At 59.6% G+C, this 21,013-nt stretch carries 13 protein-coding genes; 8 read left to right on the top strand and 5 right to left on the bottom strand.

Annotated features, from left to right (window positions below; all coding sequences use genetic code 11):
* Positions 1-73 precede the first annotated feature (73 nt).
* The 3 genes from ABIE13_RS11810 to ABIE13_RS11800 form a co-directional block, all read right to left on the bottom strand.
* Positions 74-3,829, bottom strand: a complete 3,756-nt coding sequence (locus tag ABIE13_RS11810; protein ID WP_354443570.1) for an Ig-like domain-containing protein — start codon at positions 3,827-3,829, stop codon at positions 74-76.
* 1,295 nt (positions 3,830-5,124) lie between these two features.
* Positions 5,125-5,625 carry a hypothetical protein gene (locus tag ABIE13_RS11805; protein WP_354443568.1) on the bottom strand — a complete coding sequence of 167 codons (501 nt, stop codon included), beginning with the start codon at positions 5,623-5,625 and terminating at the stop codon, positions 5,125-5,127.
* Positions 5,626-6,580: 955 nt separating this feature from the next.
* Positions 6,581-7,087 carry a MarR family winged helix-turn-helix transcriptional regulator gene (locus ABIE13_RS11800; RefSeq protein WP_354443566.1) on the bottom strand — a complete coding sequence of 169 codons (507 nt, stop codon included), beginning with the start codon at positions 7,085-7,087 and terminating at the stop codon, positions 6,581-6,583.
* Between the two features lie 294 nt (positions 7,088-7,381).
* On the opposite strand from ABIE13_RS11800, the gene ABIE13_RS11795 reads away from it, so the two are divergent.
* From ABIE13_RS11795 to ABIE13_RS11760, 8 genes are all read left to right on the top strand, one after another.
* Positions 7,382-8,383 carry a Bug family tripartite tricarboxylate transporter substrate binding protein gene (locus ABIE13_RS11795; RefSeq protein WP_354443564.1) on the top strand — a complete coding sequence of 334 codons (1,002 nt, stop codon included), beginning with the start codon at positions 7,382-7,384 and terminating at the stop codon, positions 8,381-8,383.
* A gap of 127 nt (positions 8,384-8,510) precedes the next feature.
* Positions 8,511-9,731 (top strand): FAD-dependent monooxygenase, encoded by a 1,221-nt coding sequence (locus tag ABIE13_RS11790; RefSeq protein WP_354443562.1) that lies wholly within the window; start codon positions 8,511-8,513, stop codon positions 9,729-9,731.
* Between the two features lie 11 nt (positions 9,732-9,742).
* A complete protein-coding gene (locus tag ABIE13_RS11785; protein WP_354443560.1) occupies positions 9,743-10,387 on the top strand; it encodes a flavin reductase family protein in 645 nt (214 codons plus the stop codon).
* A 75-nt stretch (positions 10,388-10,462) separates the two neighbouring features.
* Positions 10,463-11,581: an amidohydrolase family protein gene (locus ABIE13_RS11780; protein WP_354443558.1), complete on the top strand. Its 1,119-nt coding sequence runs from the start codon at positions 10,463-10,465 to the stop codon at positions 11,579-11,581.
* A 5-nt stretch (positions 11,582-11,586) separates the two neighbouring features.
* Entirely contained in the window at positions 11,587-12,663 is a 1,077-nt protein-coding gene (locus ABIE13_RS11775) for an ABC transporter substrate-binding protein (protein WP_354443556.1), read from the top strand.
* Complete coding sequence (locus ABIE13_RS11770) at positions 12,660-13,055, top strand: RidA family protein (protein ID WP_354443554.1); 396 nt, start codon at positions 12,660-12,662, stop codon at positions 13,053-13,055. Before ABIE13_RS11775 ends, ABIE13_RS11770 begins: the two co-directional genes overlap by 4 nt.
* A 105-nt stretch (positions 13,056-13,160) precedes the next feature.
* A complete protein-coding gene (gene hmgA / locus ABIE13_RS11765) occupies positions 13,161-14,468 on the top strand; it encodes a homogentisate 1,2-dioxygenase (RefSeq protein ID WP_436278403.1) in 1,308 nt (435 codons plus the stop codon).
* Between the two features lie 322 nt (positions 14,469-14,790).
* A complete protein-coding gene (locus tag ABIE13_RS11760; RefSeq protein WP_354443550.1) occupies positions 14,791-16,167 on the top strand; it encodes a hypothetical protein in 1,377 nt (458 codons plus the stop codon).
* Between the two features lie 164 nt (positions 16,168-16,331).
* On the opposite strand, the gene ABIE13_RS11755 is transcribed toward ABIE13_RS11760, so the two are convergent.
* Together ABIE13_RS11755 and ABIE13_RS11750 are read right to left on the bottom strand one after the other, a co-directional pair.
* Positions 16,332-20,135 (bottom strand): molybdopterin cofactor-binding domain-containing protein, encoded by a 3,804-nt coding sequence (locus ABIE13_RS11755; RefSeq protein ID WP_354443548.1) that lies wholly within the window; start codon positions 20,133-20,135, stop codon positions 16,332-16,334.
* Positions 20,136-20,315: 180 nt separating this feature from the next.
* Positions 20,316-20,792 (bottom strand): (2Fe-2S)-binding protein, encoded by a 477-nt coding sequence (locus ABIE13_RS11750; RefSeq protein WP_354443546.1) that lies wholly within the window; start codon positions 20,790-20,792, stop codon positions 20,316-20,318.
* Positions 20,793-21,013 lie beyond the last annotated feature (221 nt).

The following is a 21,013-nucleotide window of genomic DNA, read 5'->3' as shown; positions in this document are numbered from 1 at the left end:
TTGTGACCTCGTGTAAGTGGCTTTTGTCCTGGGAGCGCCAAGCTCCAGCTTGGCAGTTCAATGCAACCCCGAGTCAGGTACAGGGCACAGCCAATTCAACCCTCAAGCTGCTGGGGTAGTGTTCAGCCATGCAAACCTCCCCCGCTGGCTGGGGCGCAAACCCCGCCATGGCGGAGAGCAGCTGATCGACCTGTTGGCTCACCTGTTGTTCCTGCGCGGATGAGGCTAAGGCGTTCGCCCGCGCCTTGGCGCCATCGATCACCCGCAGCATCACATCACCTGCCTCACGCGTGGAGCCATCTGCCATCCACACCGTGGTCATGCCCATCACCAGGTTCCCGTTGATGTCGAACGCCTCACCCTGCCCAGTCAAACTGATGGCCACAATGCCCGTGTCCACCATCGGCGTGAACTCGCCTTCATCCTGAATTCCATTCGAATTCAGATCCTGGAACAGCCCAAAGTCCTGCCAGCGCTCATCTTCAGCGCTCAGCATCCCATCTCCATTGGTATCGAACGCCTGCAGGCCCTCCAGGTCCGTCCTGGCGCCCGGCCAATCGTCCATGAAGCTGAACTCATCCAGGCGCGTAATCCGTCCATCACCATCACGATCCAGGGCAAGAAACGCGTCCTGCGGCCCGATCCAACCCATCTGATCGGCGGCTCCATCCCCGTTGACGTCCCACTGCGCCGGGCTAGAAGCCGCATCGATCAACTGCAAACCATCTCCGCCCAGATCAATGACCACAGGGCCCTGCATGGAGTTGTCTAAGTGGGCAGCGCGAGGCGGCGGCGTCCAACCCCTGGGCTTCTTGTCCTGAAGGCGTACCTTCTGATCCTTCACGTGGGAAGTTTCAACGGTGGCAACCGATGCGCCACCCTCGGAATCTTTGACCAGCACCCAGAACGGATCTGGCCCCACATAAGGATCGACCAACTCCGTGTGGTAGGTCCACGCTCCACTGGCATCCACGCTCGCGTGCCCGTGGACGGGTGCCTTATCCAGCTCAAACCTCAGGGGCCCGGGCGAATCAATGTCATGCGCCAGCACCCGCCCACTCTCTACCGTAGGGTCCTTGAACATATAGAGATCGCCTTCCCAATTCTTTTGCGCCCAGCGGTTGGGTGCGGTGTCGAAGGTGATTCCATCAACGACCGGTGGGTCATTGACCGCATTGATCCCCACCTTCACCAGGGCACTGGCATGGCCCCCACGCCCGTCTGTGATCCAGTAGCGGAAGTAGGCCTCGCCAGAGAAGTCTGGATCTGGCGTGAACAGCACATAGCCTGCTTCAAGAGAGACACGGCCGTGCTGCGCCTCACCCACGGCGGTCACGGTGAGCACATCGCCGGTAATGGCTGTGTCGTGATCCCAGTCGTTTTGCAGCAACTGATGAAAGCCGATGGCCACAGCCTGATCTTCTTCGCCTCTAAACGTATCTTCCTGGGCTACAGGATCACGGTTGATGTGCGGAGGAGGAGGAGGTTCGGCAATTGGAGCTGGCGCGCTTGGCTGCACCGGTGCCGGTGGGGGCGGTGGAGGGGGCGGAGCGATGGGAGGTGGTGCAGACTGCGGGGGCTCAATGTTTTCTGCCCAGAGCTTCTCCGAACCGCTTCCATCGCGTTGTTCGTCGACACGAACAACGCCGTGACCTCCGTTTTGAGGCGGCTTGAACTTCACTCCCAGCTGATCGCCCTTGAGCTCTTGCTCGGGCACTGGGGTGACACTGCCATCGGTGTGCTCGGCCCTGACTTGGCCGGAGCCGTAGTCCAGCGCGCTGATGCCTGCGTCCTTCAAACTGCTCAACTCCGAGCCAGCAGGCGCCTGATCTCCCCCCGGCAGGGCTGGAAGTTCAGTGGAAGGGGTCCCGTGCTGCACCCGCCCATCGCCATTGGCGTCATTCCACACCACGATAGCCCGGTACGCCGGGTCTCGCACATCGACCCGGCCATCCTGATTGGCATCCAGCCATCCCAGGTCCCCGCTCAGCAGTTCATGGCCGTCCAGGCGTCCATCCGCATTCAGATCAATGCCCAGCAAAGCCTGGCCCGGTGCGATCCATTGCGTGGGCTCAAAATACCCGTCGTTATCCAGGTCAAACAAGACGGTGCGGGGAGCTTCGGTGATGGCCGTGCTCTGGTCCGCACCCGAATTCGCTGGGATGGTGAGCACGCGCAGGCTTTGCGTGCCATCCTCGTGGATCTCAGGGGTTTGGCCTAACTCGGTGAGCCGCGCTATATGGGCCAACTCCTCTCGGGCCTGGTCGCGCTCGGCCAGGGCTTGTGCACGAAGTCGATCGATTTCTGAGCCCAGGGCTTCGTAGCGAACAGGATCAGGGCTGGGGATAGGTACCAGGGAGTCGCCTTCGTTGCTCTCATCGGAGCGCCCCATGCTCGGCGCGAGCCGCCTGACTTCATCTTGCAGCGCCTGGGCTTGGCGCTCGAGCTCTTCAGCTCGGTCCAGGTGTCTTGTGTGCGCGGGCACGGCGGCCTCGAGCATCCAGGACGGCACGATGGCGCCATCGACCTGACGGATGAAGTCCTGCATGATGTTCTCGCCCGAACCATCAGCGCGCTCACCCCTGCCATTGTAGAAGCGCGTCACAGTCTCTCCGTTGGGTTCGACCCAGCGCAGCAGAAGGCTGTCGCCCTCGCCTTGGTACATCATGCTGTCGGGCGAGTACCAGTAGCCGATCTGGGGCAAGCGCGCGGGGTTGATGGCATACAGGGGCTGGCCGTCGTCACCTAGGACCTTGGACAGCATTCCCTGCAAGCTGGTAACCAGGTTTTGTGTGGCGCTGTGTGAATAGTTGCCGCCGCCTTCCTGGTCGAACGTGGTGCGCGGGCTCAGTTGTCCGTTCTCATCCAGGCTGAATTCGCTCCAGCCCGCAATCGGGGTACGCTCGCCCGACATGATGGCCACGCCAATGATCGCGATGACAAAGCCGACTGGCCCGGTCCAGGCAATCGATGCGGGGTTGAAGGCGGTGTACATGCCCAGGGCGGCATTGGCGATGGCCGTGGGCTCTTCGCTGCGCACAGCAAGGATCAGGTTGAGAAACGGCAGGATCTGGCCGCCGGCTTGCGAGACGATGCCCGCAGCTGTGGCGGTCTGAGTCATCGTATCGACCAATTGCAGGCCGTTGACCACGGCTGAAGCCAGATCGCCGCGCTCCAAGGCGGCAGCCAGTCCGAGTGCGCTGCCGAGTTTGAGGCTGGCGCCTGCAGGACCGATGGTGTTGCCCGACATCGCTGCCAGGCTGTTGGTCACGCTGACCATGGCAGCAGACTTTTGCACCGCAGTCATGTTCTCCCAACCATTGAGGGTGCTCAGCATGGTGGTGAACGTGCTCGCCGCTGTCTGGGCATTGCGTCCTGCAATCTCTTCGCGCGTCAGTGGTCTGGCTGGGGCTACGGCTGTCGGAGCCTGGCCTTCAGGTGCGGGGGCTTGTGCGGACTCAGTGGACCCAGCAGCTGCCTCGGGTTCGGTGAAGTCGGGGGTGTATCCGTAGGGATTGTTCAAATTTCCCCGCGGAATGCCGCTCCACCCTGTTTCGCCAGGTAGGGTTGGGGATTGCTCAGGAGCGGATGGGGCCGGGGTTTCGTCCGTGGGGATGAGAGCTGGCGCAGGTGCAGAAGGCGCTTGGCCTGCGGGTGATGCGTTTGTTGCCTCCGGTACGAAGTCTGGAATCAAATCGTTGATGGAGGGGGGCGCTTTGTAGTTGCTGGAGTCCGCAATCTCACCATAGGAGTTATGCGGCCCACCATCGGTCCAGACGTTGGAACCCGCATCGGCAATAGACCAACCTGGGGGACGGTGCGGAGTCACGGCGTCAGGCACTTCGTTGCTTGAGCCTGACGCTTGTGGGGAAGTCCCCTGTGGTGGCGCAACCGCTTCGACAGGTGTGATAAAGGGAGGCCACGGTACACCGGGGTCGAGGGGAGGGCCGAAGTTGTCGGCTAGGCCTGAATCGTCAGCTGGAATTGTTCCCGAGCCTGCAGTTGTGGGCTCGGGCGCGGCGTGCAGCCTTGGCTGCTCGGTTTGTGACTCGTGGCTTCTTCTAATACGAGGCGACTCATCCCAGTGATTGTCTTCTCCCCGCATGGGAAGCCATGCGTCCTTGAACAACCCAACAGCAGAGTCGTGAACTCGTGCAGTTTCAGGTTTATATTCGTATCCGGGCGGAATTGGTGCAACTGGTATTCCCTCGCTCAGGACCAAGTTGCGAATGACTTGCAGGTTTGCGGCTCCTATTCCGTTCAAGTCATAGCCATTAATTAAATCTGAATGAGCTCCTGCACTATCTATAGTGATAATTCTTGAATCGGGATTATCAGGATTACTCAATATGACAGGTGCGAATGCTCCTCTATGCTCATCTTTGGCGAGAATAACATAGCCGTTCTTAAAGTTTTCACGAAGCGTGGGCGTGCCAGCCACGCCTTTTTTTACGGGGTCAACGAGAATTCCTACAATATCGGTTGCGCCCGGCGGAACTAAGTCGCGCGAGTAGCGTGTTTCGCTTATAAAAGTCCCGTCTGCGTCACCATTTACTTGTACTGTATATGCCGAGTTTAAATCAGGGATACCTTTGGAGTTGAGAATATCCGAAAAAAAGAGAAACGCTGCACCACCTCGACTAAAAGATAAACTTGTGACTTTAGTCTGAAGTACATCATATCCTTTGGACTTCCAAGTATTAAATTGCTCGACTAATGAATTATATCCTCTAGTCGCTTGTGCTACGATTTCCGCAGTAGGTAATATGCTGCCAGCAACATATTTACTTATGGGGCCGTCCGAGCCAACACCTCTCTCATGTCGTACTTCAATAGTTGGATCTTTGAGGACTGAGATCAGATCTCCAATCATATTGATACTTGTGTCTGCTACATTTCCAGATAATTTCAAATCTCCCCTCTTATTCCAAGTGCCGTCTTGAATAAGGATGAAATTTAATTGGGCTTTTGGCTTTGTAGGTAGATTTTCAGAGTACGATATATTTCTTTGAAGTTCATTGAGTTCTATATTAGTTAATGGACGAGGCGTACCGGGAGGTAGAGCTCTTTGCGGGTGCAGATGATGGAGAGAGTTTTTGTTGGGTATATTTTCCATCGCTTATCCTAAGGATTTATTTTCATCTCTTCTACAGTTGGAAATATTTTTCTAACACGTTTATCAACGTAAATTCGGTTTTTGAATTTGAAATACTTGTGCGCGCTAGGGCTTCTGTAAAATGCATATATTTCTGGCGAATTGGATTCATCGAAGGTAAGTCTTATTTCTGAGTAATTTGAGTCAAATGGCATGTTTTTTTTAATTGGCAGCGAAGCATAAAATACTTTATTTGAACTTTTGTCCAGCCATTTTATTTTCATTTCATCGCCAACTGAACTAAATCCGTGTGAGAAATTGCCCAATCCCGTATGCTCGCCGGTGAAACCAACACGCCCTCCTGAGTATTCCCATGTCAATAAACTTACTTGCGGATTGTCTTCAAAATCGTAAGAAAATGAATGACTGGTAGGAACTGATGCACAAGAAACGGTAAATATTGATAGTATTAGAAAGAGCAACAAAATACTCAGATGTTTTTTTAATGTGATCGTATATTTAATGTGCATTTGAAAATAAACCGAAATTTAAAATAATTATCTTTAATAAGTTCGTTTGTAATTCTTTTGTGTTAATTATAGAGTGGTTGTAGCTCGACTAACCGCAATAGCAGCCAAGTCAGATCACCTCCGGGGACGCGGTGGAGTGTGGAATGACTCTCGGAGCGGCCTCAACGCCGCTCCCCAAACTGCACGAAATTGGTTTGTTCAACTTGAATACATACCCCTGCGTGGGCCCGGCTGTCCGGGACTGACGAGACAGGATCGGCGCAGCAATGCATATCTGAAGTCTTTGCAACACATCCTTATCCACGCGCAGTTCCAGTATCTGGCGATGACAGAACTCAGGCGAGAGCAAGCCTGCTAGTCGCTGGCTCAAGGCCCCCCGCGCACCCTGGCCACCTGCGCCTGCAAATCCACCCACTGAGGCGCCTGCGGGCCATAGAAGGAACGAAGATAGGTGGCAGCTCAGCGATCTGTGCATCAGAGAGCACATCGCCAAACCCATCCATGAAACCAATCTCGCTCGTAGCGGGGTCTCGCACTCCCTCGAGGATGGTGCGAATCAGGTTGTCAGGCCGCTGCTGGTCGGTGTGCTGCTCAATGCCAGCGGACGCTTCTGCCTCAAAACAGTCGGACCACGGATATCGTGAAGGTAAGCGGCGCAAGCGCTCGAAATTACGTGGAGCAGGTCCCGTCCCCTTGCTCCCTGTCAGCGGAGTCTTGCGCAAGTAGCACTCCAAGGCACTGCGCGTATTACGCTTAATCGCGCTGCGCGACCTCCTCACCTGAAGGGGCGACGACCAGATGCCCGCGCTTGGGACAGCGTCTTTCAGGTAGGGGTCTTATTCCTCAGATCACCTGCCTCCAAGGATGCTCGCTTTTCTGGATAGGACGTGATCGCGGCGCATTCAAGAGCCGAGTCCAGGTGGAGCGAGAAGCTGACGATCTCCGTGTGTTTATCTCAAGCTTTTGATTGCCTCGACCTAGGCCCGCTTCCCCGTGGGAAACGGCGGGACGTCGTCTGCCGCAGCACGGCAGCCTGGTCAAGCAACCGATCCATGACGGAAGAGAAGGCCTTGCGCTCAGCGGGCTTGAGCACGCTTAGAAGCGCTTCCTCAAAAGCCACAGCGCCAGGTGCAATCTCCTCGTAGACGCGTTGGCCTTCGGGCGTCAAGGTGATCGTCGCGCGCCGCCTGTCTAGCTCGTCCAGTTCGCGAGACAACAAATTGCGATCGACCAACTCACGCACAGAGCGGCTGACCGTCACCTTGTCCATGCCCGAGTACTCTGTGAGTTCCGTGACGCTGGTGGGCTGCAGCTGTGCGGATGCCGCCAGCATTCGCCATTGGGAGACATTCAGACCGAAACGATGTGAGTAATCGCGCATCAAGCCTGCGCTCATGTCGTTGACCAGGCGGGACAGCTTGTAGGGAAGAAATTCTTGAAGATTCAATGGAGAGGCGTTCATGTGGTTGCTGCAGGTTACCCGTTTGCGGTGAATGTTGGAACCATGCCTGAGATGGGGCAGGGGTACAGCCCTTGGCCTGGATTATCCAGAGTGAGGCGAGGACCGACGTCGCTGCTGCCCGCAAGCTTACCGGATTAGATCGAAAATTAGTTTCAAGACAGTTGACATTGACACTAATTTGCAAGATCATTCGCTTCAACTCGTCGGGCACAAGACGAGCCTCATTCCTGATTTTGCCCGCCACAGATGGCGAGCAAAGCCCAGGTAGATCGCGCAAAACAAAGAGGTACCACGATGTTTGCTTATGCTCGAAGATTCCTGATCTCCAAGGTCATTGTCCTTGTGGCCTGGGCTGCCATGCCGCTCTCGTCGGCAACGGCTGCTTCGCCAGACTTTCCAACCAAGCCCATCCAGTTGATCGTGCCTTACCCTGCGGGAGGGGGCTCTGACATCCTCGCCAGAGTGGTGGCACAGCGGCTGGGTACGGCGCTGGGACAACCCGTCATCGTCGACAACCGGCCAGGAGCGTCGACCAATATCGCTGCGGGCATGGTTGCACGGGCACCAGCAGATGGCTACACAGTGCTGCTGGGAACGACCAATACCTTCGTTACCAATCCGTACTTCTACGCGACGCTACCCTACGATCCGGTCAATGGATTCGCTCTGCTCGGCATGCCGGCGCGCTTGCCCTTCTTCCTGGTCGCCAGCAAAAAGTCAGGCATACGCAGCGTGGCCGATCTGGTGGCACGGGCCAAGGCAGAGCCTGGCAAACTGAACTACGGATCCCCGGGACAGGGGACGCCACATCACCTGTTCATGGAGCTTTTCAAGCAGCTTGCAAATGTTGATATCGTCCACATCCCGTTCAAGGGCGTGGCGCCGATCATGCAAGATTTGCTGCCCGGTCGAGTGGACACGATGTTCCTGGACTACGCAGGGGGCGCGGCCCTGCTGAAGGACGATTCCAAGATCAACGTCCTGGGTAGCGCGGACACGGCACGCAGCTCACTGATGCCCGATGTGCCTTCCATCGCTGAGCTGGGCTACCAATCATTCTCGGTATCCGGTTGGCAAGGCTTCGCGGTTCGCTCAGATACACCTGCGGCCGTGATTGCGAAGTTGCGCGCCGCAGTGGATGTGTCGGTCAACGACCGTGACGTACAAGCCAAGCTGAAGGCGGCAGGGTTCGAGCCGACGCCGCAGTCTGCCGCTGAGTTTGGCCGCTTCATAGAGCAGGAGCGCGCCAAGCTGGGCAACCTCATCAAATCGCGCGGCCTCGCCGCTCAGCAGTAACTAGTCAGTAACTGGTCTGCGCGACAACCGAGCAAACAGAGCCAACGTAAGCCGCCCAAGTCAGGGCACGTGTCCCCATGCTGATTGTGGGAACGGTAGAGCACGACAGAAAAAAGGAGCATTCCAAATGACAAACAAGGTCATCATCATCGGCGCAGGTATTGGCGGTTTGGCCGCGGCACTCGCCCTGCTGAAAAAAGGGATAGACGTAGAGGTCTATGAACGCGCCCCCGCCCTGGGCGAGGTCGGCGCAGGCGTGCAGGTGACGCCAAACGGCGCCAAGGTTCTGATGGAACTGGGCCTGGAGTCAGCCATGCTTGAGCGAGGAACCTTAAGCAAGGGCAAGGACACCTACCTCTGGAATACCGGTCAGAAGCGGCCGTTCATCGCACTCGGTGGAAACGCAGCAGACCAGTTCGGCGCGCCCTACCTGACTTTTCATCGGGCAGACTTGCACCGCATGTTGCAAGACGCGGTTCACGCTGCCAAGGCGGATGCGATTTACCTTGATCACGAGTTTGAACGGTTTGAGCAACTGGCATCCGGCGTGCGGGCGTACTTCTCGGGTGGCCGTAGTGCCGAGGCTGACGTCCTGATTGGCGCCGACGGGATTCATTCCAGGGTGCGTGGACAGCTGTTCGGCTTGGACAAACCTCAGTTCACCGGCTGTGTGGCATGGCGAGGCCTGATTCCGGCTGAGGCCATCGAGGCCACGACCAATCTGTCAGGGGGAAGCATGTGGCTGGGCCCCACTGCCCACATCGTGACCTACCCTGTGCGGCAGGGCAAGTTGTTGAACTTCATTGGCATGGTGGACCGCGATGACTGGCGGGTGGAATCCTGGACAGAGAAGGGCACGACGCAAGAATGCCTGGATGATTTCCAAGGCTGGCATCCCCATGTGCAGCACATGGTGCGCAACATAGAGACACCCTTCAAGTGGGCATTGATGGTGCGCCCGCCTCTGCAGCAATGGAGCAAGGATGGCGTGACGTTGCTGGGCGACGCCTGCCATTCCACGCTTCCCTTCCTGAGCCAAGGCGCCAATATGGCGATTGAAGACTCATTGGTATTGGCGCGCTGTCTGGCTGCCACACCTGAAGACTCTCCCCATGCACTGCGTGTCTACGACGCCATGCGGCGCCCGCGCACTGGCCGCATTGTCAACAGCTCGGCTGAACAGCTGAGGAGAGTCCATAACCCTGAGCTTGCAGATCCAGAAATCGCCAAAGCCTATATCGAGCGCGAATGGTCCGCGGCCAGTGTTGAGGACCGTTATCGATGGATATACGGCTACGACGCGCGGACCGTGCCGTTGGAACTTACAAGCGAAGTCACCGCAAGCTGAGCGTACCGGCCATGTACTTCGAATTCTCAGAGCTGGACGGTCGCAGCGTCTACAAACTGATGACGGCTGTCGTGGTTCCGCGCCCTATCGCCTGGGTGGTCAGCCGTAACGCCAACGGGACACTTAACGCCGCGCCGTTCTCGTTTTTTGGACTGATGTCTGGCGAGCCCCCCGTGATCACCATAGGCGTGGGGGCGCGCGACGGCAAGGCCAAGGATACGCATAGGAACCTGCAGCAAGGTAGCGAGTTTGTCGTCAACCTGGTGAGCAAGGATCTGCTGGGCGAGATGAATGTCACGGCGATCGACTTCGACCCCGACACCAACGAACTCGACGTGGCAGGCTTGGAGACTGCAACCAGTACGCGGGTCAGCGTTCCGCGGATCGCCCGCTGCCCGGTGGCTATGGAATGCCAAGTCATGCAGGTGCTGGACATCGGTGCTCATCGCAAGATCGTGGTGGCTTCAGTGATGGGCGTACACATTCGCGATGAGGCCGTGCTGGACAAAGAGCGCTGCTACATCGATTCACCGGCTCTAGATCTGGTGGCGCGCATGCACGGGGGCGGCGGCTACAGCGTCGCGCATCAAGTGATTCAAGTGCCGCGAATTTCAGTTGAGCAATGGCAAGTTCAGAACTCGCCCCCGGTTGTCTAAACCTCCCAGACAACGGGCGCTGAGCCGACCGTTGTTTCTCTTCATGTTTTAACTACCTAACTTCAGGAAAACGCCGTGATTGTTATTGATGCTGATGCCCACGTGATGGAGTCCGAGCAAACCTGGGCCTATCTCGAACCAGAGTTCTACGCACGCCGCCCGGTTGTGGTCACGCTACCAGAAGACACCTCGTTGGGCGTGTTCAATGCGGCCTGGCTGATTGATGAGCAAATCCAGGTGTTTGGAGCGTCCCCTGCCGTTGGCACGAGGTCACTGCGAAAGAGCTACTCGCTGGATTCACAGAACCTGTGGGGGACCGATGCTCGCCTAAAGGACATGGATCAGCGCAAGACGGACTACCAGGTGGTCCACCCGACGTTTGCGCTCCTGAACCTGTGCGAGGACGTCGTCCTCGAGGCTGCACTTATGCGCAGCTACAACACCTTCATGGCCGAGAAATACAAGGAATCTGGTGGCCGGCTGCTGTACGCGGCGATGGTGCCTTTCCGCTCTCCGGAATTGGCGGTGAAAGAGATTCAGCGTGTCGTGGCCATGGGCGGTGCAGTGGCGATCTATGTGCGCGGCCTGGAATGGGACCGTCCCCTGCATGACCGTCTCTTCTATCCCATCTACGAAGAAGCACAGCGCCACGACCTGGCGATATCCGTGCACGTTGGATCGGGCAGCCCGAAGATGCGCAGTGTGTTTTCTTCCCAGGAGCGCATCCGCGGTGAGGAGCCTTTCTGGCCCGGCGGCATGAAGCGTCTGATTGGTCCCATGACAGTGCAGTTCGGTTTCTACAGCCTGGCTGAAACTTCACTGTCGATCGACTTCCCGAAACTGCGCTGGGGCTTCCTCGAGGCCACAGGCAGCGAGTGGCTTCTGGGCGCCGTCGGTGCGCTGGAACGTGCTGGCAAGGGGCATAGCCGCCGGCTGTTTGACGAAGGGCGCATTTTCGTCAGCGTTGAACCATCGGAAGACTTTGCGTACATGGCCAATCGCTTCGGCTCAGACTTCATGGTCTTTGGCAGCGATATGCCGCACCAGGACGAGGCCGCGCACGGAAACCTGGTGGAGGAGTTTTCTGCACCGGCGGAAAAACTCGGTGACGAATTCAAGCAGAAGCTGTTCTGGCGCAATGCGGCCCGCTTGTACGCCTTCACGCCGAAGTCCTTCGTGCCCAACCCCGCCTGAAAGCGATGAGTACAAACCTAAAAGCGGTGGAGCATCCGCTTTGGTACACCCGTTGTCCGTTACCGACTGCCTCCGGCATCGCGCTGGACAACGGCCTACTTGAAAACGCGTTGGCTGACATCGGGCAAAAGGCTCTTTCGATTGAGCAATCCGACGATCCGTCGGCGATGCATTCGCACTTCACGCACAAGCTGCCCCAGCTATTCCGTCAAGGAGGCAACATCCCGCCGATCTGGGCACGCAGCCAGGGCACGGACACCGCTTTGGTCGGGATTGCATGGACACCGGAATACCAGGCCATTCTGGCCTTGCCAGGTTCTGGCATACGGTCCGCGGCTGATTTGAAAGGCCGTAGGCTGGGGCTTCCTGTCCGTTCGGGTGGCGAGATCGATTTTTGGCAAGCCATGTGTTTGCGCGGCTTCCAATCGGCATTGCGCACCGTTGGGTTCGAACTGACGGACGCCGAACTCGTCCGCTTACCAGTGCATGAGCGTTACATCGACCCGCTAAGCACTGAGAGAGAAGCCAATACCTGGATGTGGTCAGGTGCGGCGCGCATGCGGCGCCAGCAGGCTGAACTGTTTGCACTGATGCGCAACGAGGTGGACGCGATCTACGTGTCTGGGGCGCAAGGCAGTCAGCTCGCGGCCATGCTGAGTGCGCATGTCGTAACGGATCTCGGCTTTCACACCGATCCAGAAGTGCAGATCAACAACCAGGTTCCGAACGTACTCACCGTGGACGGCGCGCTGTGCAGGCAACGGCCTGACGTTGTGGCCCGCTATCTCTTCGCACTGCAGTCCGCTGCGCGGTGGGCGAGTGAGCACCCCTTCGATTCGCGCCGCACTTTTGCCAGCGAAGTAGGTGCGCCCGAAGAATGGATAGCGAACGCGTACGGGCCCAGCATGGGCACGGATCGCCTGGTTTTGAGCCTGGAGCCGCGCTGGCTGAATGCGATTGACGCGCAGAAGAAATTCTTGCTCGAACAACGGTTCATCACGCAGGACTTCGAACTGGCGCAATGGGTCAATTCGGAGCCCCTGGAAATGTGCAAAGCAATTGCAGAAGGAGTCACCCCATGAAAGACCATAACAACCCGCCCGGCCTGGCCACTCCTGCTGGCTTCAGCCACGTCGTCAGGACCAACCGGAAGACCACTCTGGTGGTCGCAGGACAAGTCGCCTACGACGCACAAGGTCAGATCGTCGGTGCCGAAGACTTTGAACAGCAGGTGCGACAGGTCTATTCGAACATTCGAACGGCGCTGCGACAGAACGCAGCCGATATGGTCGACCTGGTAAAGACCACGATCTTCGTGCGCGATTTGACACCCGAGAAGATCGCGGTCATTCGTGCAGTGCGCAAGGAGTTCCTGTCGGATGAAGCGCTGCCGGCGAGCACGCTGGTCGGCGTGCAAGCGTTGGCGAAGCCACAGCTCATGCTTGAAATAGAAGCCGTCGCCATGGTTGACTGAGGGCATGGCGTGGGTTGACCGGCTCGATCGGCCAGGCCCATGGCACATCAAGGTTTCGTCTTCTTCCGAGAAGGCAAGTATTCGAGTCTTTCCCTACGAGGACACATCAAATTGGACACATCTCCTACCAAGTTCAGCTACTTGAGTGGCTTTGCCAATCACTTTGCAACGGAAGCCCTGGCCGGTGTGCTGCCCCAAGGAATGAACAGCCCGCAACGCTTGCCACACGGCCTGTACGCGGAGCAGCTCTCGGGTACTGCGTTCACGAGTGTGCGCAGCGAAAACAGGCGTAGCTGGCTGTATCGGCGCTCGCCATCGGTCAACGCGAGCACTTATGACGAGTGGACGGGAACGGCCTGGCGCACGGCCCCCCTGTCTGACGGGCTGGTGATTCCGCATCAACTACGTTGGGCTACGCCAGAGACGCCGTCGCGTCCGCAGAACTTCATCGAAGGCATTTTTACTGTCGGTGCCAATGGCAGCGCGCTCGAGCATGCCGGGGTTGCCGTGCATATCTACCAGGCGAACCGCTCGATGGACGGTATGGCGTTCTCGAATGCAGACGGAGAGTTGCTGGTCATTCCACAGTCAGGCGCATTGCGAGTACAAACCGAGGCCGGTTGGTTCGATCTGGCACCGGTCGAGGTTTTGGTGATCCCGCGCGGCATGCAGTTTCGAGTTGAGCTTGTGGACGACACGGCAAGCGGATACATCATGGAAAACTACGGTGCCATGTTGCGCTTGCCAGAACTTGGACCGATCGGTGCCAATGGCTTGGCCAACCAGCGTGACTTTCTGGCTCCCGTCGCGGCGTTCGACAAGGTCGATGTACCCTTTGAGCTCATTACCAAACTGGGCGGTCGATTCTGGCAGCGTCGGCAGGCGCACTCGCCTTTTGACGTCGTGGCGTGGCACGGCAACCTCGCACCCTACAAGTACGACCTGAGGACGTTCAATACCTTTGGCTCGGTAAGTTTCGACAGCCCCGACCCCAGCATTTCCACAGTGCTGACCTCACCGAGCCATCTGCATGGCACAGCTGATTGTGATTTCGTCGTATTCCCGCCGCGTTGGCAGGTAGCAGAGAACACCTTCCGGCCTCCATTCTTTCATCGCAACGTCATGACCGAGTTCATGGGCCTGATCACCGGCACGTATGAAGGAAAGGGCAATGCGTTCATGCCCGGTGGTTTCAGTCTGCATACCCAGATGACGCCTCATGGCCCGGACACCTCCAGCTTTCACCGCGGTGCTGACGAAGCACAGGTTCCCAGTAAGCTTGATGCGACGTTCGCATTCATGATTGAGACGCGCCTGCCGCTCAGTTTGAACCCAGCTGCGTTGCAATGGCCCACGCTGGACAAACGCTACGTTGAAGCTTGGAGTGGACTCGCGCGGGCAGCCTTGCCCTAATGTGCTAACTGCAACGGCCCGGGCTTATCAAAATCCTGCACCGGTATCCGACCGGTCTCCAGCGCGGGGACCTTGAACTGATAAAGATCGCCCTCCCAATGGCGCTGCGTCCAGCGGTTGAGGAGCGGCGCAAGCAGTTTCAAAAAGAAACAAGCCCGACCCCCATTCCATCCATGGAATGACTTTCGGCACTTGTTGCGTCCCGGTGAGCGCAGCACAGTGCGGCTGTGGGCTTGGCGCCCGTGCGGCGACGAAGCAACTATGGGTCCCATGCCGCACTGCATGTCCATCCCTGGGTCTCGTCATTCTGAAAGAAATCACTATGAAAAATGCATCCAAGTTGCGTCTGGCTTTTGCCGCGACTTTGCTGGTGGCCCTAGGGGCTTGCGGCGGCGGCGACGATGACTCGTCTCCCACCCCAACACCTGGGCCCGCGCCCGCACCAGCGCCCGGAGCCCCCCTGCCTGCGGTGACACCCGTTGGTGATGCCCAAGGCACGCCAACCAGCGCCAGCCTGAACAGCGCGGGGGGCACAGTGGGTAGTGCTGACGGGCGGTTCAGCCTCATCGTGCCTGAAGGGGCGCTTACCGCACTCACCACGTTGACTATCCAGCCGATCAACAACGGTGCGCCAGGCCGCGTAGGTACGGGCTATCGGCTTATGCCCGAAGGCGTTGTCTTTGCCAAGCCGGTTCAACTGCGCTTCACCTACGCCGATGTGGACACCGTGGGTAGCAGCGCCAGCGCGCTGGGCGTGGGGGTTCAGCAGAAAGACGGTACATGGCAGTGGCAGGGTGGCACGCTGGATACCGCAGCCAAGACAGTGACGACCACCACCACGCATTTCAGCGACTGGTCGCTGGTCAAGGGCTATCAGTTGCGCCCGGGGACCGCCAGCGTCAAGACAGGTGCCAGCCTGGCGTTGCGTTTGGCCTTCTGCTTTGCTCGACCCGCGGGCAATAGCAATGGTGCAGACGTCGGTTACTCCTGCGATAGCGATGAAGACACTCCCGCCCCGTTGAACTGGGTTGTGAATTGGGCGGTTAATGGCTCACCAGGTGGTGGCGCAGGTGTGGGCACCGTAGCCGGCAACGGCACTGGCGCCACTTACACGGCGCCAGCCAAAGTGCCAGCCTCCAACCCTGTGGCTGTATCGGCCGAGATTCAGAATACACGCGCCAAGGTGCTGGTGGTTTCGAATGTCACCATCACCGACACGACCCCCACCTATACGGGCTCGATTTCCGGTACCTCGACGATGCCCGGCGGTATCACCACCTCGTTCCAGTCTGATTCTCTGCGCCTGGTACCCATTGAGGTGCTGCCGAACGATCTCATCAAGTACTCCGCCCAGGGTACGGCCACCATTTCACTCACCATTCCGGGGACGCCGCCCTACACCCGTACAGAGACGGTACCTATCAACAGCGAGGGCTCTACGTTGATCGTGTACGACAAGACGCGCCAGGGCACGTCCTTTGCGAGCCGGTACTGGTTCGCCATGGTGGCAGCTGGCTCTGAAGTCGGTGCGGCGCTGACCAACGTTTGCCCTGCGGAGGCCGCGGCGGGCGGTGCCACCATGCCGTCCTATGCGGACGTCGGCACACTCGCGGGCACACGAGATATCTCTTGCGAATTGCCCGCAGGTGCAGGGACCGTGAGCTATTCATCGACGTGGTCGCTGACAGCCGGGCAGTAGAACCAGCGGTCGTATCGAGACAGGCCGGTAGTGCGAGTGCGGCACCCGTCATTTCCGGCTGGTGGGATCCGCGTGTAGGAGGAGTCCAGAAGGTCAACCTCGCGTGGACTTCCGTCTCAGTGGGGCCACTTATCTGGTGGCCACCTGCGGCCACCTGCGGCCGCTTACGGCCCCTGCCGCACCCTGGCCACCTGCGCTTGCAAATCCACCCACGGAGGCGAGTTTGGCGCATAGCGTGCACGCAGATAGGTGGCCAGCTCGGCGATCTGTGCATCCGAAAACACGTCGCCAAAGCCCTGCATGAAGCCGATCTCACGCGTGGCGGGATCGCGAACACCTTGGAGGATGGTTTGAATCAGGTTGTCAGGGCGGTCGCTTGTCAGCTTGCTGCTGAGGGCCAGGGGGCGATTTTGGCCGAGCACAGTGGGGCCGTCTCCATCGTGATGGCAGGCGGCACAGGCCGTTTCGAAGGTGCGTTGGGCAGGGCCCAGCAGCGCGCCCTGTCCAAGGGCTGCCTGGGTCACGACCTGCTGGGCGGCGGCAGCCAACGTGGCGGGGTCGGCCACGGTGGGATTGAGAGAAGCGAGGTAGGTTGCCATGGCCTGAATGTCTTCATTCGGCAGGGCCTGCATTTCGCGGACCACTTCCGCCATGGGCCCACCGGCTGAGCCATGGCGCGGTGAATGTCCTTGGCGCAAATAGCGGTAGAGCGCCTGTGCATCCCACGGGACCGCTGCTTTGGACAGACCGGTGAGAGCAGGCGCCTCCCAGCCGTCAATCATGGCGCCGGAGAGAAAGGATTTTCCCGTCCGCTCGGCGCCGGTGGCATCGCGTGGTGTATGGCAGGCGCCGCAGTGCCCAAGGCCTTGCACCAGGTAGGCGCCTCGGTTCCATTCGAGGCTTTGCGTGGGGTCCGCCTGATAAGGCTTGGAGTCCAGATTGATTGCGTTCCAACCGGCCATGAGCGGGCGCAGGTTGAAAGGAAAACGCATGTCTGCGGCGGGCGCTTCTGCGCGCACGGCAGGCTGGCTCATCAGATAGGCATACAAGGCCTGAAGATCATCATCACTGGTCTTGGCAAAGGCGGTGTACGGGAACGCCGGGTAGAGGTGGCTTCCGTCCCGCGAGAGGCCTTCACGCATGGCGCGCTGAAACGCCGAGAAGCTCCAGCGGCCCAGGCCTGTTTCCGCATCAGGTGTGAGGTTGGTGCTGAACACCGTGCCGAAGGGCGTGTGCATGGGCAGGCCGCCTGCACCGCGTACCCCACCTGGGGCAGTGTGGCAGACGAAGCAGTCACCCGCAGCGGCCAGCAGGCGGCCGCGCTCTATGGTTTCGGTGCTGTAGACCGAGGTCGTCAGTTGGATGGGTGCAATGGCGGGGCGCCATCCCACCAGGCCTGCGAGCACACCGAACCCGCCGACTAGTAGCGCACCAGCTGTCGCCCAAACGCTCTTGCGCCTGGGCCATGGGATGGCGCTGCTGGTGTCTTCTGCGGCTGCTGGGTGTGCGGCCGATAAGTTGCCTCTCGCACCATCTTCGCTGCCGCCACCGCCCACTCCCACGGCAGGCGGCGGTGGAACGCCCTTACCTGCGTCAGGCGGCGCCAAAGCACCCGCAGCTTGCAACCCGGCCAGCACGACCTCTGGCGTGAAAGGCGGCGCACGAAAGCGGACACCCGTGGCGTCGAAAATGGCGTTGGCAATGGCGGCTGTGCCCGGCACGCTGGACGATTCACCCGAGCCCAGCGGTGCCTCACCGGGGCGTGGCATGTGCAGCACGTCAATGACGGGGACTTCGCGGAAATTGAGAATGGGGTAGCTGCCCCACTCCATGCTTTGCACCGACCCTGCGGGGCGAACGCCAGCCAATGCGGTTTGCGTGGCCTGTTGCTCGCGGCCGCCATGCGGGGCGAAGCTCACCTTCTCCTTGAGCGCCCGGCTGGTGGTCTGGATCACATTGCCGTGCACCTGATGATCAACGCCGGACGGGTTGATCAGCATGCCGGCATCGTGCCCAACGACCACGCGGCGCACATGCACCTCACCGGTTTTGCGGTTCACTTCGACATCGGCTACCCAGGCAGACCACGCGGCGCCAAAGCCAGGCCACTTGCTGTGGATGTAGCGCGCATAAGCAAAGCCTTGGCCAAAGAGAATGTCACCCCCTTGGCCTAGCCCGCCGTCGGCGTTTTCCTGCGGACCGGTTCGAGTGCGCCAGCCCGCCTTGTCTGCTGTGGCCTGTACCAGCTCTGCCGCACGTGGATCGGGTAGATGCTTCATGCGGAAAGCCACCGGGTCCTGACCCGCCTGCGCAGCGAGTTCGTCCACGAAGCTCTCATGCGCAAACGAGCTGGGGAGCGCCGACACGCCGCGCAACCATGATGCGCGCACGATGGGCGGCATGTCGTTGACTTTGACGCGCAGGTTGGGGGCTTCATAGGGCCAGCGGGCCGTGCGGTCACCCATCTCGAATGCGCGTGCGGTGGGCTCTACCGCGCGCGTGAGTAGCAGTGCCAGGGTGGGGGCGCCATTGCTGGGGTAGCTGGTCTCGAAATCGTAAGCCGCGATGGCGCCTTCGGGCGTCAAGCCACCCCGCGCCTCCATGAGCTGGGCCGCGCCTTTGGGTTCCCAGGCGTGCTCTTGCGCGCGCGTGAGCTGCACACGCACGGGGGCGCCTGCCGCGCGTGCCAGCAGAGCAGCGTCTGCGGCCACGTCGTCGGCACCGTTGCGGCCGTAGCAACCAGCGGCCTCCATGCGGACCACGTCCACCTGTACGTCCTGCAGGTCCATCAGCGTGGCCAGATCGGCGCGAAGCACATGGGGGTTCTGTGTGCCGGCCCAGACTCTTAAAGACACGCCCGTTGCCGCACCATGGTCCTCGCCTGCCTGCTCATCGGGCTGCCATTGCGCTAACGCACAAGATGGGCCAATGGACGCATGCATTTGATACGGCCACAAATAGGTGCGCTTCAGGCCTTGTCCGTTGGCCAGCGCGGCATCCACGTCGCCGTCATCCAGCAGCAGGCGCTGGGTGGCGGGGTTGGTGCGCAGCGCGTTCTCCACATCGCCCATGTCGGGCATGCCTGGCCATGGTTTCCAGCGGACGATGAGTTCACGCGCGGCGGCTTCTGCATGCTCCTCGCGCTCGGCCACCACACCTACAAAATCGCGCAGCACGACCACTGCTCGTATGCCAGGAATGTGGGCGATGCTGCTCTCATCGACCGACTCCAGCGTGTTGCCGATGTAGTCGCCGTGATCGGCCCCTGCGTACGGCGGTCGAACCACGCGGCCATGCAGCATGCCAGGCACACGCATGTCGTGCACGAATACGGTCTCACCTGAAAGCTTGGCGGGGATGTCTACACGCGGTTGGCGCGTACCGACGAGCCGATAGCTGGCGGGGTCTTTCAGCGCGACCTGAGGGTCGAGGCGCAGCACCGTACGCTGGCCGGCCAGCAACTTTCCGTAGGCCACATGGGTCTGATGTTCAGAGCGCAGGCGAACCACACCCAAGCGTGTCTCGACTTCCTCTACTGCCACGCCGAGCCACTCGGCCCCTTTGACCAGCAGCCAGGCTCGGGCCTGGGCTGCCGCCTGGCGCAAGGGCACTGCGTGAATCTGTATGGAGGCGCTGGCTATCGTGGCACCCTGGTTAGGCGTGCGCGCAGTATCACCAAGCGCCATGCTGACGCAAGCCAGTGTCAGGTCCAGTTCTTCGGCCACGATCTGCGCCAGGGCAGTTTGCAGGCCGGTGCCCAGATCCACGTGTCCGCTAAGGCCTGTGACGCTTCCATCGTCCCACAGCGCTAGCAGCACTTCATCGCCTTCGAGCGGGTTGGCGCTGACTGCGGTTGGTTGTCCCGGCGCAGGTGCTGGAGGCGCAGGCGGTTCACGCACGATAGCCAGCACGCCTTCAGCGGTCAGGATGTCAGAACGGGTACGGGGAAGGTCAGCGCGGCGGGACATTGAGTTGTGGGCGATACAGCGTTGAGCGTTGGGTGAAGTCAGGGCATGCGGTTTGGTCAAGTCCGTTCGTCGTGAGCTCTTCGAAGAGGGGCGGTACAGCGCATGGCTTCGACAAGCTCAGCCCGAACGGGCGGGGGGAATAGTCCCTTAACTAAACGGTGTTGGAGCTAGTGGGGTATTTCAAGGCCCGGGGTTCAACCCTTTCTTAGCTGCCAGCATCACCGCGGCCATGATCTCCACGTGCGTGCCACAGCGGCACAGGTTGCCGGAAAGTTCGGAGCGAATGCGAGCCTCGTCTGGATGAGCCTCGCGTTGCAGAAGTGCAGCCGTTTGCATCACCATGCCGTTCAAGCAGTAGCCGCATTGGGCGGCCTGGCATTCTTCAAATGCCGCTTGCACGGGGTGCCAGTTCTCTCGTGATCCCAAGCCTTCAAGCGTGGTGATGCTTCTGCCGGCCACGCCATGCGCAGGGATTACGCAAGCTCTTGCTGCAACGCCATCAACGTGCACGGTGCAAGCACCACAAGAGCCGAGGCCGCAACCGTACTTGGGGCCGTTCAGGCCGAGGTCGTTGCGCAGGATGTGCAGTAGCGAGGCTTCGTGCGGAACATCCAGCACGAGGGGTCGCTGGTTGACGGTGAGGGCAAGGTCAGGCATTGGATTCAAGCTTCCCTATGGAAGCTACTGGTGCAGGCGCACCTGGTTGGAGCTCCAGGCCCTGGAGAACGTGCCCGCCGGGACCACCGAGCTGCTGCTCGGCACCGCAGTGCATGTACAAGCCCAAATGCCGAGCAGGAGCTCGGCGGTCCCAGGGGGTGAGCTTGCAGGGCTTGGCGGCTGTATAGAAGTTTTTGGATGGGGTTAGGGCATTCTGCTGA

This window comes from Ottowia thiooxydans, from assembly GCF_040548795.1.
Lineage (GTDB): Bacteria > Pseudomonadota > Gammaproteobacteria > Burkholderiales > Burkholderiaceae_C > Ottowia > Ottowia thiooxydans_A.
Note: the sequence above shows the minus strand (reverse complement) of the source record. Positions and strands in the feature narration are given on the sequence as shown.

Excerpts from the sequence above, each read along its gene's own strand:
- ABIE13_RS11795 (WP_354443564.1), top strand. The coding sequence starts at position 7,382 with ATGTTTGCTTATGCTCGAAGATTCCTGATCTCCAAGGTCATTGTCCTT.
- ABIE13_RS11775 (WP_354443556.1), top strand. The coding sequence starts at position 11,587 with ATGAGTACAAACCTAAAAGCGGTGGAGCATCCGCTTTGGTACACCCGT.
- ABIE13_RS11805 (WP_354443568.1), bottom strand. The coding sequence starts at position 5,625 with ATGCACATTAAATATACGATCACATTAAAAAAACATCTGAGTATTTTG.
- ABIE13_RS11785 (WP_354443560.1), top strand. The coding sequence starts at position 9,743 with ATGTACTTCGAATTCTCAGAGCTGGACGGTCGCAGCGTCTACAAACTG.
- ABIE13_RS11800 (WP_354443566.1), bottom strand. The coding sequence starts at position 7,087 with ATGAACGCCTCTCCATTGAATCTTCAAGAATTTCTTCCCTACAAGCTG.
- ABIE13_RS11760 (WP_354443550.1), top strand. The coding sequence starts at position 14,791 with ATGAAAAATGCATCCAAGTTGCGTCTGGCTTTTGCCGCGACTTTGCTG.
- ABIE13_RS11770 (WP_354443554.1), top strand. The coding sequence starts at position 12,660 with ATGAAAGACCATAACAACCCGCCCGGCCTGGCCACTCCTGCTGGCTTC.
- ABIE13_RS11755 (WP_354443548.1), bottom strand. The coding sequence starts at position 20,135 with ATGTCCCGCCGCGCTGACCTTCCCCGTACCCGTTCTGACATCCTGACC.
- ABIE13_RS11790 (WP_354443562.1), top strand. The coding sequence starts at position 8,511 with ATGACAAACAAGGTCATCATCATCGGCGCAGGTATTGGCGGTTTGGCC.
- ABIE13_RS11750 (WP_354443546.1), bottom strand. The coding sequence starts at position 20,792 with ATGCCTGACCTTGCCCTCACCGTCAACCAGCGACCCCTCGTGCTGGAT.